Source organism: Mycolicibacterium sp. HS_4_1 (genome assembly GCF_054515875.1).
Genome location: NZ_CM137261.1, coordinates 850,439 through 863,874 on the forward strand (window position 1 = coordinate 850,439; position 13,436 = coordinate 863,874).

The window sequence follows — 13,436 nt, forward strand, 5'->3', positions numbered from 1 at the left end:
GCTCAGGCGCGAGACGCCTGTGAACCAAGTCGGAGATAACTTCATCGCGAACGTTACCCACGACGGCGGTGCACCTCGCTTGTTGACATGGACGCATGACGACCGAACGCATCGCCGACCACGTCAAGTTCGCCTACTGGGTGCCCAACGTCAGCGGCGGCCTCGTGACCAGCGACATCGAACAACGCACCGACTGGAACTACGAGTACAACAAGAAACTCGCCCAGACCGCGGAGAACAACGGCTTCGAGTACGCCCTCAGTCAGGTGCGGTACGAGGCCAGCTACGGCGCCGAATACCAGCATGAGTCAACGAGTTTCAGCCTCGCGCTGCTGCTGGCCACCGAACGGCTCAAGGTCATCGCGGCCGTTCATCCGGGTCTGTGGCAGCCGGCCGTGCTCGCCAAACTGGGCGCCACGGCCGACCACCTGTCCAATGGCCGCTTCGCCGTCAACGTCGTATCGGGTTGGTTCAAGGACGAATTCACCCATCTGGGCGAGCCGTGGCTCGAGCATGACGAGCGATACCGGCGCAGTGCCGAATTCCTCCAGGTGCTGCGCAAGATCTGGACCGAGGACGACGTGGATTTCCGCGGCGACTTCTACCGCATCCATGACTTCACGCTGAAGCCCAAGCCGCTCAACACACCGGAGCGCCCGAACCCCGAACTGTTCCAGGGCGGCAATTCGAGCGCCGCGCGCCGCAACGGTGGCCACTACGCCGACTGGTACTTCTCCAACGGCAGGGACTTCGATGGTGTGACCGAACAAGTCGTGGATGTTCGCGACCACGCCCGCCAGGTTGCCCGCGAAGTCCGCTTTGGGCTCAACGGCTTCATCATCGCGCGCGATACCGAAAAGGAAGCGAAGGAAGTCCTCAAGGAAATCGTCGCGAAGGCGAACCGGCCGGCCGTCGAAGGGTTCCGGCAGGCGGTGCAACAGGCCGGCAACGCCACCGGCGACAAGAAGGGCATGTGGGCGGACTCGAGCTTCGAGGATCTGGTGCAGTACAACGACGGTTTTCGTACCAAGTTGATCGGAACCCCGGAACAGATCGCCGAACGGATTGCTGCGTACCGCAAACGGGGAGTCGATCTGATCCTCGGTGGCTTCCTGCATTTCCAGGAAGAAATCGAGTACTTCGGCGCGAAGGTGCTGCCGTTGGTGCGGGAAATCGAGGCGGCCGAACAGGACGCTGCGGAAAGTCCCATCCGCATCCCCGCGTGACGCGCCGGGAAGTTTGCTCGAGGCTGTCGCGGCCGGTCAGGACCGTACTTTGCGGGTCCAACTGATGCAGGGCACCCGCAGTGAAGTGCGCTAGCGTGGTTGGTCGAGTCGAGCAGTACAGGAGAGGTCATGACGTACCAGCCCGGTAACTCCGGCTACCCGCCCGCCCAGCAGCCCAGCCAGTACAACAATCAGTACTCGGGGCCGACCCAGCAGTTCAATCGTCTGCCCGAGCAGATCCCGGCTGCGCCCGCTGCGCCGGCCGGCCCGAGCAAACTGCCTGAGTACCTGACCACCGCGGTCGCGGCGCTCGGCCTGCTCATCTTCGGCTTGAACTTCGCGCCCCAGTGGGGTGCGGGAGGCCTGGATGCGGGCACCGGCAGCATCCTGACCCAGGCGCCCATCGTGGTCGCCGTGCTGGCCGCGCTGCTCGCCGGTGTGAGCCTGTTGCCCAAGCAGAAGAGCTTCAAGTCGTGGGTCGCCATCCTCGCGGTGCTGGCTCTGCTGCTGGTGATCAACGAAATCGTGCAGGCGCCCAAGGGTGTGGAGGTCGAGTGGGGCCTCTACACCGTGCTGGTGCTGTCGGTCCTGCAGGCAGGTAGCGCCGTGGCGGCGCTGCTGCTGGACGCCGGCGTCATCCAGCCCCCGGCGCCGCGCCCGCAGCCCGATCCGTACAACTACGGCGGCCCGGCCCAAGGCTACAACCCGCAGGCTCAGTACTACGGCCAGCAGCCGCAGCAGCAGTACGGTCAGCAGACCGGCCAGCACTTCGGCCAGCAGGGTGGTTACCAGCCGCAGGCTCAGAACGGGCCGATCGGCGGTTACACCGGTCCGCAGGGCACGCCGCAGCACGGTGCCGACTCCGGTCCGCCGACCCCTCCGACCGGGTTCCCCGCGTTCGGTCAGCCGCAGCAGTCGGCCGGCCAGTCGTCGGCCCCGCAGCAGTCGTCCGGCCAGGCATCTTCGGCCGCTGAGCCGGTAGCCGGATCGTCGTCGTACACCTCGACGCCGAGTGTTCCGGGTGCTCCGGGGTCCGGCTCGGAGCCGACAACGACTTTCCAGCAGCCCCCGGCTCCGCAGTAATCGGGTCCGGCGTCGTCATAATCGCTAGGGCACTCGCGACAGGCGGGTGAAGACCTCGCGAGGAGTGACCCAGCTAGTGGATAACCGACCAGTCGGTACGCGCCAGGCGCGTGACCTGCTTCGGGTTGCGTTCGGCCCGTCGGGCATCGCCCTGGCGATCATCGCTGCGCTGGTGCTGATCCAGCTGGTCATCGCCAACAGTGATCTGACCGGCGCGTTCGGTGCGATGGCCAGCATGTGGCTGGGCGTGCACGGCGTGCCCGTGTCCATCGCCGGTGCCGAACTCGGTGTCATGCCGCTGGCCCCGCTGCTGGCGATGGTCTGGGGCACCGCACGCACCACGGCGGCCGCGACGCGGCCGGGTGCGTCATGGTTCGTGGTGCGGTGGATCGTCGCGTCAGCGCTCGGTGGCCCTTTGCTGATTGCGGCGATTGCGATCGCGGTGATCCATGATGCGTCGTCTGTGCTCACCGAGTTGCAGACGCCCAGCGCGCTCCAGGCGTTCGGCTGCGTCCTGGCCGTACATGCCTTCGGTGCGGCCATCGGCGTCGGCTCGCGACTGCAGGGGCGACTGCTGACCGACGCCCACCTGCCGTACTGGCTTCCCGAGGCCCTGCGCGCGGCGATGGCCGGCGTGCTGGCGCTCCTCGGGCTGTCGGGATTGGTCGCGGTCGGCTCGATGGTCGTGCACTGGGGGACCATGCATGACCTCTTCGGGATCACTGATTCGGTGTTCGGCCAGCTCAGCCTGACCGTGCTGTCCGCGCTGTACATCCCGAACGTCATGGTCGGAGCGGCGGCGGTGGCTGTCGGGTCCAGCGTGCACATCGGGTTGGCGACGTTCAGCTCGTTCACGGTGCTCGGCGGCGACGTTCCTGCCGTGCCGGTGCTGGCCGCGGTGCCGTCGCCGCCGCTCGGCCCGGTGTGGGTGGCGCTGCTGATCGTCGCGGCAGCCTCGGCCGTGGCGGTGGGGCAGCAGTGCGCGCGGCGTCCGGCCCCCTGGCCGATTGCGTTCGCCAAATTGGCGGTGGCGTCGCTGCTCGCTGCGGTGATGATGGTCCTGCTGTCGATCGCGGGCAGCGGTCGCCTGGGCAACTTCGGTGAGCTCGGCGTGGACCAGACGACGTTCGGGCCTGCAGTGTTCCTGTGGTTCGTGTCGATCGGTGGCCTGACGGTAGTGATGGCCGGTGGCCTGACGCGTCGGCCCGAACGGCCGGCGCCCGTCGCACCGGCGCCCGTCGTACCGGTGGACGACGAACCGTATGACAAGGAACCGGGCGCGTCCGATGCCGTCGAGGACGACGAACCTGTGACCGAGAAGCTGTTCGGTGACGTGACGGCGACCGCTGCGGCTGTCGATGACGATTCGCACTTCGCCGGTGGCCCGGCGTTCGAACAGACTGCGGAGCCGGAGCCTGTCCCCGAGCCCGAGCCGGAGGCGAAACCTGCTGAACCCCGCCGGCCGGCGCGTCCGGAACCGGACATGACCCCGGCGCCGGCAGAGGCGTATCAGTCCGGCACGACCGATCGCATCGGCGAACCCGTCGCTTTCGACCCTGACGAGGACCCTGAGGCGCATTTCGTCGTCGACGACGACGGCCACTAGTCGGCTCAGCCGACGTGGCCACTAGGCTGCTTGCGTGCAGCAACCGCTCCGTGTCCCCCCGACAGCGCCGGCGCGGCTCGTCGTCCTGGCGTCGGGGACCGGCTCGCTGCTCGAGTCAGTGCTGGCAGCAGCCGTCGGGGACTACCCGGCGCATGTCGTGGCGGTCGGAACGGACCGCGATTGCCGGGCGCTGGAGGTCGGCGCGGCCGCAGGCGCGGCGACGTTCACGACCCAGTTGCGCGACCACGCCGACCGGGCGGCGTGGGACGTCGCACTGACCGAAGCGGTCGCAGCCCATGAGCCGGACCTGGTGGTCTCGGCGGGCTTCATGAAGATTCTCGGACCGATGTTTCTCTCGCGCTTCCAGGGACGGGTGCTGAACACCCATCCCGCGCTGCTGCCGTCGTTTCCCGGGGCGCATGCGGTGTCCGAGGCCCTCGCGTACGGGGTGCGGGTCACCGGCAGCACGGTGCACCTGGTGGATGCGGGCACGGATACCGGGCCGATCCTGGCGCAGGAGCCGGTGCTGGTACTCGACGACGACGATGAATCGTCGCTGCACGAACGGATCAAGGTCGTCGAGCGACGACTGCTGGTAGATGTGATCGCCGCGGTAGCCCTCCGCGGTGTGACGTGGAGTGGGCGAAAGGCGGCCATCGGGTGCCGCGGAGGTGAGGAGCAATAGGATGACGCGACGACCGATTCGACGGGCGCTGATCAGCGTGTACGACAAGACCGGCCTGCCGGAGCTGGCTCGCGGGCTGCACGCGGCCGGCGTGATCCTGGTATCGACCGGATCGACTGCGAAAACCATTGCTGCCGAGGGTATTCCGGTTACCCCCGTGGAAGAGGTCACGGGCTTCCCGGAGGTCCTGGACGGCCGGGTCAAGACGCTGCATCCGCGCGTGCACGCCGGCCTGCTGGCCGACACCCGCAAGGCCGAGCACCTGGCTGCACTGGACGAGCTCGGCGTCGAGGCGTTTGAACTCGTTGTGGTGAACCTGTACCCGTTCACGCAGACCGTGGCGTCGGGTGCGTCCGAGGACGAGTGCGTCGAGCAGATCGACATCGGTGGCCCGTCGATGGTGCGTGCCGCGGCGAAGAACCACCCGAGCGTCGCCGTTGTCGTGGACCCGCTGGGTTACGACGGTGTACTGGCCGCCGTCCGGGCCGGCGGCTTCACGCTCGAAGAGCGGAAGAAGTTGGCGTCGGTGGCTTTCCGGCACACCGCCGAGTACGACGTGGCCGTGGCGTCCTGGATGGGGTCGGTGCTGGTGCCCGGCGACGACGAGGCGTCCGCTGCCGGCATGCCCGCTTGGCTCGGTTCGACCTGGCGACGCAGTGATGTGCTGCGCTACGGCGAGAACCCGCACCAGAAGGCCGCGCTCTACCGCGACGACGCCGGCTGGCCAGGTCTGGCTCAGGCTGAGCAGCTGCACGGAAAAGAGATGTCCTACAACAACTTCACCGACGCCGATGCGGCGTGGCGGGCAGCGTTCGACCACGAGGACATCTGTGTGGCGATCATCAAGCACGCCAACCCGTGCGGCATTGCGGTGTCATCGATCTCGGTTGCCGACGCGCACCGCAAGGCGCACGAGTGCGACCCGCTGAGCGCGTTCGGTGGCGTCATCGCAGCCAACACGGCGGTGACCGAGGAGATGGCCGAGACCGTCGCCGACATCTTCACCGAGGTGATCGTCGCCCCCGCGTTCGAACCGGGCGCCGTCGAAATCCTGAGCCGCAAGAAGAACATTCGCATCCTGGTGGCGTCGGAACCTGAGGGCGCCGCAGTCGAATACCGTCAGGTCAGCGGTGGCCTGCTGGTGCAGCAGCGCGACGCGCTGGACGCGCCCGGTGACGACTCGGCGAACTGGACCCTGGCGACCGGTACGCCGGCCGACCCGCAAACGTTGGCCGACTTGGTGTTTGCGTGGCGTGCGTGCCGTGCGGTGAAGTCGAACGCGATCGTGGTCGCCGCCAACGGCGCCACGGTCGGGGTCGGCATGGGCCAGGTGAACCGGGTCGATGCGGCCCGGCTCGCGGTCGAGCGGGGCGGTGACCGGGTACGCGGCGCTGTTGCCGCCTCCGATGCCTTCTTCCCGTTCCCGGACGGCCTGGAGACCCTGACCAACGCTGGTGTGAAAGCCATTGTGCACCCCGGCGGTTCGGTCCGCGACGACGAAGTAACCGCGGCCGCCGCGGCTGCGGGCATCACGCTGTACCTGACGGGGGCTCGGCACTTCGCCCACTAAGGTCTCATTGTCGCAAGTGGCCAGGCTTGCACGCGGATGTTTCGTGCGAACCTGGCCACTTGGCGTCAGAGGCCCAGCCGTACCTCGGTGTCTCGGTTGGCAAGTGCGGTGTCCAGGCGTACGTGCCAGGAGATGGCCCAGCGCTCGGGGAAGCACCGCTGCAACAGCTCGAGCATGATCGGCACGGCGGTCGAGGCGCCCGGTGAGGCACCCAGCAGTCCGGCGATCGAGCCGTCTGCCGAGCAGACGAGCTCGGTTCCTGATCGCAGTGCACCGATGTGTTCGGCGTCCGGGGTGACCATTTGGGCACGTTGTCCCGCCGGCACCAACTCCCAGTCCTGGGGATCGGCGTCCGGGTAATACCGTTGCAGCTGCTTGATTTTCCCGCTGCGTGTGGTCAGCAACTCGCTGATCACGTAGCGCATCAGCGGCATACTCTGCGCGGCCGCGGCGGCCAGCACATGCAGATTGTGCCACCGCAGCGTCGTGAAGAAGTCGGTCAGCTTGCCGCCCTTGAGGAGCTTGGTGCTGAACGTCGCATACGGGCCGAACATCAGGTAGTCCTCACCGGCGATCACCCGTTTGTCCAAGTGCGGCACCGACATCGGTGGGGCGCCTATCGCGGCCTGGCCGTAGACCTTGGCGTCATGCTGGGCGACGACGTCGGGTTGCGAGCATCGGAGAAAGGCTGCGCCGACGGGCAGGACACCGTAGCCCCGGACTTCTGGCAGGTGCGCGCGCTGCAGCAGGCGCAGGGCGAAACCGCCGGCGCCGACGAACACGTGCCGCGCCCTCAGCTGAAACCTGTTGCGCGCGTCGATACGTCGACCGCTGACGAGCCAGGTCCCGTCCGCATCCTGGCGCAGTCGGTGCGCATCATGACCGAGCCGGACTTCGCCTCCGTTCGAGGTGATGATTCGGGTCAATCCGCGCGTGAGCGCTCCGAAGTCGACATCGGTGCCGCCGGGGTGCCGGGTTGCCGCGACCTCTTGCGCCGGGTCGCGGCCCGCCATCACCAGCGGCGCCCAGCCGGCGATTGTCGTGGGATCATCGCTGAACTCGAGATCGGCGAACATCGGGTCGGCACTGAGGGTCTCGAACCGCTGCCGCAGGTACGCCACGTCGTGGTCGCCGAACACCACATCCATGTGGGGCGTGCCATGGACGAACGTCGTCGGATCGAGCAGGCCCTGGTCGACCAGGTATGCCCACCATTGTCGGGACAGATGGAATTGCTTCGCGATCTCGACGGCCACCGAGCCGTCGGCTGGGTCGGGCATGTAGTTGAGCTCGCAATAGCCCGAGTGGCCGGTGCCGGCGTTGTGCCACGGTCCGCTGCTCTCGGTTGCGATGTCGGATGCTCGCTCGATCAACACGATTCGCCACTTCGGCTCCAACGTGCTGATCATGGCGCCGAGCGTGGCTGACATGATGCCGCCACCGATGAGGAGAACGTCGGCGATTTCGGGTTCGACGGTAGGCATTGTTGCTCCTTGTCTCGATGTACCCAGCATCACTCCGTGGTATTCAATCCGTCCAATGAATGTTTTGGCCATTACCATCCGAATATGGATCAATGGATGAGCCAGCTCGCACCGCAACTGCGGGCGCTCGAGGAACTTGATTCCCACGATGGGCACATGACCCGGGCCGCTGACAGTCTGGGGATTCCGCAGTCGTCGATGAGCCGCCGCATTCATGCGTTGGAGAAGACGTTGGGCGTCCCGTTGCTCGTTCGGGAGGGGCGGTCGGTGCGTCTGACACCGGCCGCAGTGCAGCTTGCCGAGCGGGCGCGGCGTCCGCTGCGTGAGCTCGAAGTCACCATCGAGACGATTGCAGGGGAAGCCGACCCCGAGTACGGCACCATCCGGTTCGGCTTCCCCCTGACCATGGGAGCCGGCGTGGTTCCCAGCCTGATCACCGAATTCCACCGGCGCGCACCGGGAATCAGGCTGCAGATCAAACAAGCTCACGGCAGCGAACTGGCCGCAGACCTCAACGCCGGGACGCTCGATGTGGCAGTGGTCATCCCTCCGCCCGGCGACGTCGACCATGTGGTGATCGGCGGCCAACAGATCCGGGCCGTGTTACCCGCGGCCCATCCGCTCTCCGCGCGTCGTCGTCTCCGCTTGGACGAATTGCGACACGAGACGTTCATCGCCAACCCGGCCAGCTATCACCTGCGGCAGGCGACTGAAAGCTGGTGCCGTGACTCGGGATTCACGCCACACGTGCCGGTGGAGATCACCGAATTCTCAACGATCCGCGAGCTCGTAGGGCGGGGGATGGGTATTGCGCTGCTACCGCATGATGAGCACACGTCGCGCAAGGTGCGGGAAATTCCGTTGACACCCAACACCTATCAGCGAGAGATCGCACTCGCGTGGGCGTCGACCGCGGTCACGCCCGCGGCTCGGCGGCTGCTCACCTTTCTGCGCGCCGAATGGTCGGCGCGTGGTTAAGAGGCGACCTCGCGGGGCTGCTGCGTGGTGGCGTATTCGAAGAAGTCCACGATCTCGGTGACGGCCTTGCGGGCATCCGGGTTGATGTCGAAGCTCAGCTGGAACATGTGCATCGCCTTGTCCCAGACCTGAACCCAGGCGAGAGCGCCGGCCGCGCGCAGCGCGTCGGCGAGCGCGAACGAGTCGTTGCGCAGCATCTCGCTGTTGCCGACCTGCAGGAGCGTCGGTCCCAGGCCGTGCAGGTCGGCTTCGGTCGGCATCTCCGGCACCGGATGGGTGCCGTTCTTCGTCGCGAACACGTCGTAGAGGTACTTCACCGCCATGAACGGGAACAGCACATCGCGGTGTTCGAGCATCGCGTTGTACTTCAGATTCATGTCGGACGACGTCAGCGGCGACAGCAGGATTTGGCCGGCAGGCACCTGCAGGCCCGCATCACGCACAGCGAGTGCGGTGCCGGTAGCGATCAGGCCGCCGGCAGAGTCGCCCGCGAACACGATCTTCTTCGCGTCGACGCCGGAGGCCAACACCAGTCGGTAGGCGCACACGCCGTCGGCGATGGCGTCCTCGATCAGGGCCTGCGGTGCCAGTCGATAGCCCACGTTCAGCACCCGCGCGCCGGTCGCGGCCGAGAGCTTGCTGGCCCAGCGGCGGTGCGAGTTCAGGCCGAGGGTGATCAGCGCCGAACCGTGGAAGTAGATCATCACGCGATCGGACGCCTGGGCGTTCGGCGCGACGATCCATTCGGCGTCGCAGTCGTCCAACGCGATCGGTGTCACCGTCGTGCCGGGCAGCGCGCGGAACGCGCGGAACGGCCCGTCAATGATGTCGTAGCGGCCGCGTTGGACCAGGTCGGGATGGAACCGGTTGACGATCATGCCAATGAGCGTGAGCAGGGCGATTACCGGGCGGACGAACACCGCGGTCAACCCGCCGAGCAGTCGGCTCTGCCACGCGGCGGGGCCGAACTCGAGGTCGGTGGGGCGGTGAGTCCAGTCGAGCGAGTTCACGATACCGAGGGTACTGGGTAAAGGTCCGGAGCCCAAGGTGCTGCCGGTCACGAAGCACCGTCGTAGCGTGGAGGTCGTGACATCACCTAACGACCTGCCAGCCGATCTGCCCAAGACCGTCGGCGCGCTGAAAGCAACGGGCCACCGCGAACGGGGCATCAAGACCGAGATCCGCGAGAACCTGCTGGCAGCGCTGGCTGACGGCAAGGACGTCTGGCCCGGCATCTTCGGATTCGAGGACACCGTCCTGCCACAGCTCGAGCGCGCGCTGATCGCCGGGCACGATGTCGTGCTGCTCGGTGAACGCGGCCAGGGCAAGACCCGCCTGTTGCGCGGTCTGGTCGGGCTGCTGGACGAATGGACGCCCGTCATCGCGGGCTCGGAGCTCGGTGAGCACCCCTACTCGCCGATCACGCCCGAGTCGATCCGCCGGGCCGCGGATTCAGGCGACGACCTCCCGATCACCTGGCAACACCGCAGTGAGCGCTATTTCGAGAAGCTGGCAACGCCCGACACGAGCGTCGCCGACCTGGTCGGCGACATCGACCCCATCAAGGTCGCCGAGGGACGCAGCCTGGGGGACCCGGAAACCATCGCCTATGGCCTCATCCCGCGGGCGCACCGCGGCATCGTCGCGATCAACGAGCTGCCCGACCTCGCCGAGCGCATTCAGGTCGCGATGCTCAACGTGATGGAGGAGCGCGACATCCAGGTCCGCGGCTACACCCTGCGTCTGCCGCTGGACGTGCTCGTGGTCGCCAGCGCAAACCCCGAGGACTACACCAACCGTGGCCGCATCATCACGCCGCTGAAGGACCGCTTCGGTGCCGAGATTCGGACCCACTACCCGCTGGAGCTTGACGCCGAGGTGGGCGTCATCAAGCAGGAGGCGCACCTGGGCGCCGAGGTGCCGGAGTACCTGCTGCAAATTCTGGCTCGCTTTGCGCGGTACCTGCGTGAGTCGCAGTCGATCGATCAGCGGTCGGGCGTCTCGGCCAGGTTCGCCATCGCTGCGGCGGAAACCGTCGGTGCGGCGGCCCAGCATCGTTCCGCGATCCTGGGTGAGCAAGACCCCGTGGCCCGCGTGGTCGATCTGCAGACGGTGATCGGCGTGCTGCGCGGCAAGCTGGAATTCGAGTCCGGCGAGGAAGGACGTGAGCAGGCGGTGCTGGAACACTTGCTGCGCCGCGCGACCGCAGACACCGCACAGCGGCTGCTCGGTGGCATCGACGTCGGGTCGTTGGTCGCTGCGGTGGAAGGGGATTCACCGGTGACGACGGGCGAGCGGGTGTCGGCCAAGGACGTGCTGGCCGCGCTGCCTGACCTGCCGGTGATCGATGCGGTCGCCGACCGGCTGGGTGCGCAGTCGGACGGCGAGCGGGCGGCGGCCGTCGAGCTGGCGCTGGAAGCGCTATATCTGGCCAAGCGCATCGACAAGACCTCTGACGACGGCGAAACGGTATATGGCTAGCCGGACGACGATCAAGCAGCGAGGGACGAGCTGCGTTGAGGAGTGCGGCCATGGGGCATAGGAACCTCTCGCGGTACTCGCGCTACACCGGCGGCCCCGACCCGCTGGCGCCTCCCGTCGATCTCCGGGAGGCGCTGGAGCAGATCGGGCAGGACGTCATGGAAGGCGCGTCGCCCCGGCGCGCGCTGTCCGAGCTGCTGCGGCGCGGTACCCAGAACATGCGCGGCGCCGACCGGCTGGCCGCCGAGGCCAACCGGCGTCGGCGGGAGTTGCTGTCGCGCAACAACCTTGACGGCACGCTACAGGAGATCAAGAAGCTGCTCGACGAGGCGGTGCTCGCCGAACGCAAGGAACTGGCCCGGGCTCTCGACGACGACGCGCGGTTCGGCGAATTGCAGCTGGAGTCGTTGTCGCCGTCACCGGCCAAGGCCGTGCAGGAGCTCTCCGAATACGACTGGCGCTCGGGAGAAGCGCGGCAGAAGTACGACCAGATCAAGGATCTGTTGGGCCGGGAGATGCTGGACCAGCGGTTCGCGGGCATGAAGGATGCGCTGGAGAACGCCACCGACGAGGACCGGCAGGCCGTGAGTGACATGCTCGACGACCTGAACAACCTGTTGGAGAAACACGCCAAGGGTGAAGACACCCAACAGGATTTCCAGGACTTCATGGCCAAGCACGGCCAGTTCTTCCCGGAGAATCCGCAGAATGTCGACGAGCTGCTGGACTCCCTGGCCCAGCGTGCCGCGGCTGCGCAGCGATTCCGCAACAGCCTGTCCCCGGATCAGCGAGCCGAATTGGATGCGTTGGCACAGCAGGCCTTCGGGTCGCCGTCGTTGATGAACGCGCTCGGCCGACTCGACGCCAACCTGCAGGCTGCCCGCCCGGGTGAGGACTGGACGGGGGAACGGAGTTTCACGGGCAACAATCCGCTGGGTATGGGTGAGGCCGCTCAGGCGATGGAGGATATCGCTGAGTTGGAGCAGCTGGCGGAACAGCTTTCGCAGAGTTACGCCGGTGCTCAGATGGACGATGTTGATCTGGACATGCTGGCCCGGCAACTGGGTGACGAGGCCGCCGTCGACGCACGGGCCTTGGCGGAGCTGGAACGCACCCTGATGAACCAGGGCTTCCTGGATCGTGGCTCGGACGGGCAGTGGCGGTTGTCGCCCAAAGCCATGCGCCAGCTCGGGCAGGCGGCGCTGCGCGATGTAGCGCAACAGCTTTCCGGCAGGCACGGCGAACGGGATACCCGCCGGGCGGGTGCGGCAGGCGAACTGACGGGTGCCACCCGGCCGTGGCAGTTCGGTGACACCGAGCCCTGGAACGTGACGCGCACGTTGACCAACACGGTGCTGCGGCAGGCGGGTACGGGTCAGGACGGCCCGCTGCGGATCAGCGTCGACGATGTGGAGATCTCGGAAACCGAGACCCGCACCCAGGCCGTGGTGGCGCTGTTGGTGGACACCTCGTTCTCCATGGTGATGGAGAATCGGTGGCTGCCGATGAAGCGCACCGCGCTGGCGCTCAACCACCTGGTGAGCACCCGATTCCGCTCGGATGCGTTGCAGATCATCGCTTTTGGCCGGCATGCCCGCACCGTCTCGGCGGCTGAACTGACCGGGCTGGAAGGCGTCTACGAGCAGGGCACCAATTTGCACCACGCACTGTTGCTCGCCGGCCGGCATCTGCGTCGGCATCCCAATGCACAGCCGGTCATCCTGGTCGTCACCGACGGTGAGCCGACGGCCCATCTGGAGGTGTATGGAAACGGGACTGGAGCCAGATCGGCGGCTCAGCCGCCGGCGACGTTCTTCGACTACCCACCGCATCCGCGCACCATCGCCTTCACGGTGCGCAGCTTCGACGAGGTGGCCCGAATGGGCGCGCAGATCACCATCTTCCGGTTGGGGAGTGATCCCGGCCTGGCCCGGTTCATCGACCAGGTGGCGCGCCGCGTCGAAGGACGTGTCGTGGTGCCGGAACTCGACGGATTGGGTGCGGCCGTCGTCGGTGACTACCTGCGCTCGCGGCGGCGCCGGCGCTGAATCCATCCGGGCGTCGAACACCCATATCGTCCCGAGTGCTACGTCGAACGTGCAGCTTCTGGTGGCGCTGCGGACGGGATCCGGCATAGAAAGCTGCACATTCGGCGTAGGGCTCGACGCCGATAGCTTTAAGTACCCCCGCTCTTTGGCTGCTGAGCAGTCGACAAGCAAAAGTCCTGTGCGCATTGAGATTGCGTCTACGCAGACAAAGATCGAGGTGGCCGGCTGCGTAGGTGCACAGTCAACTGGCGGGATGCCTTGGCCTGGGGTTACCC

General features: G+C 66.9%; 10 protein-coding genes. 8 read left to right on the forward strand and 2 right to left on the reverse strand.

The annotated features are described in order from the left end of the window. Nucleotides 1–95 precede the first annotated feature (95 nt). The 5 genes from sfnG to purH all read left to right on the forward strand — a co-directional run bounded on the left by sfnG (nt 96) and on the right by purH (nt 6,170). Nucleotides 96–1,226 (forward strand): dimethylsulfone monooxygenase SfnG, encoded by a 1,131-nt coding sequence (gene sfnG, locus ACX12F_RS04015; protein WP_459368363.1) that lies wholly within the window; start codon nt 96–98, stop codon nt 1,224–1,226. A 129-nt stretch (nt 1,227–1,355) separates the two neighbouring features. Then, nucleotides 1,356–2,309, forward strand: coding sequence for a DUF5336 domain-containing protein (locus tag ACX12F_RS04020; RefSeq protein ID WP_459368364.1), 954 nt, complete (start codon nt 1,356–1,358; stop codon nt 2,307–2,309). A gap of 76 nt (nt 2,310–2,385) precedes the next feature. Beyond that, nucleotides 2,386–3,915, forward strand: a complete 1,530-nt coding sequence (locus ACX12F_RS04025; protein WP_459368365.1) for a cell division protein PerM — start codon at nt 2,386–2,388, stop codon at nt 3,913–3,915. A 34-nt stretch (nt 3,916–3,949) separates the two neighbouring features. Further along, complete coding sequence (gene purN / locus ACX12F_RS04030; RefSeq protein ID WP_459368366.1) at nt 3,950–4,600, forward strand: phosphoribosylglycinamide formyltransferase; 651 nt, start codon at nt 3,950–3,952, stop codon at nt 4,598–4,600. Between the two features lies 1 nt (nt 4,601). Further along, a complete protein-coding gene (purH, locus tag ACX12F_RS04035) occupies nt 4,602–6,170 on the forward strand; it encodes a bifunctional phosphoribosylaminoimidazolecarboxamide formyltransferase/IMP cyclohydrolase (RefSeq protein ID WP_459368367.1) in 1,569 nt (522 codons plus the stop codon). Nucleotides 6,171–6,235: 65 nt separating this feature from the next. Here purH and mqo read toward each other — a convergent pair whose 3' ends face one another. After that, nucleotides 6,236–7,654: a malate dehydrogenase (quinone) gene (gene mqo, locus ACX12F_RS04040; RefSeq protein WP_459368368.1), complete on the reverse strand. Its 1,419-nt coding sequence runs from the start codon at nt 7,652–7,654 to the stop codon at nt 6,236–6,238. 84 nt (nt 7,655–7,738) lie between these two features. Between mqo and ACX12F_RS04045 the strand changes: the two genes are divergently transcribed. After that, nucleotides 7,739–8,632 carry a LysR family transcriptional regulator gene (locus ACX12F_RS04045; protein WP_459368369.1) on the forward strand — a complete coding sequence of 298 codons (894 nt, stop codon included), beginning with the start codon at nt 7,739–7,741 and terminating at the stop codon, nt 8,630–8,632. Here ACX12F_RS04045 and ACX12F_RS04050 read toward each other — a convergent pair. Beyond that, complete coding sequence (locus ACX12F_RS04050) at nt 8,629–9,642, reverse strand: alpha/beta hydrolase (protein WP_459368370.1); 1,014 nt, start codon at nt 9,640–9,642, stop codon at nt 8,629–8,631. The two genes, ACX12F_RS04045 and ACX12F_RS04050, sit on opposite strands and share 4 nt — an antisense overlap. 76 nt (nt 9,643–9,718) lie before the next feature. Between ACX12F_RS04050 and ACX12F_RS04055 the strand changes: the two genes are divergently transcribed. Continuing rightward, complete coding sequence (locus ACX12F_RS04055; RefSeq protein ID WP_459368371.1) at nt 9,719–11,113, forward strand: sigma 54-interacting transcriptional regulator; 1,395 nt, start codon at nt 9,719–9,721, stop codon at nt 11,111–11,113. 50 nt (nt 11,114–11,163) lie between these two features. Next, complete coding sequence (locus ACX12F_RS04060) at nt 11,164–13,161, forward strand: vWA domain-containing protein (protein WP_459368372.1); 1,998 nt, start codon at nt 11,164–11,166, stop codon at nt 13,159–13,161. Nucleotides 13,162–13,436: the final 275 nt, after the last annotated feature.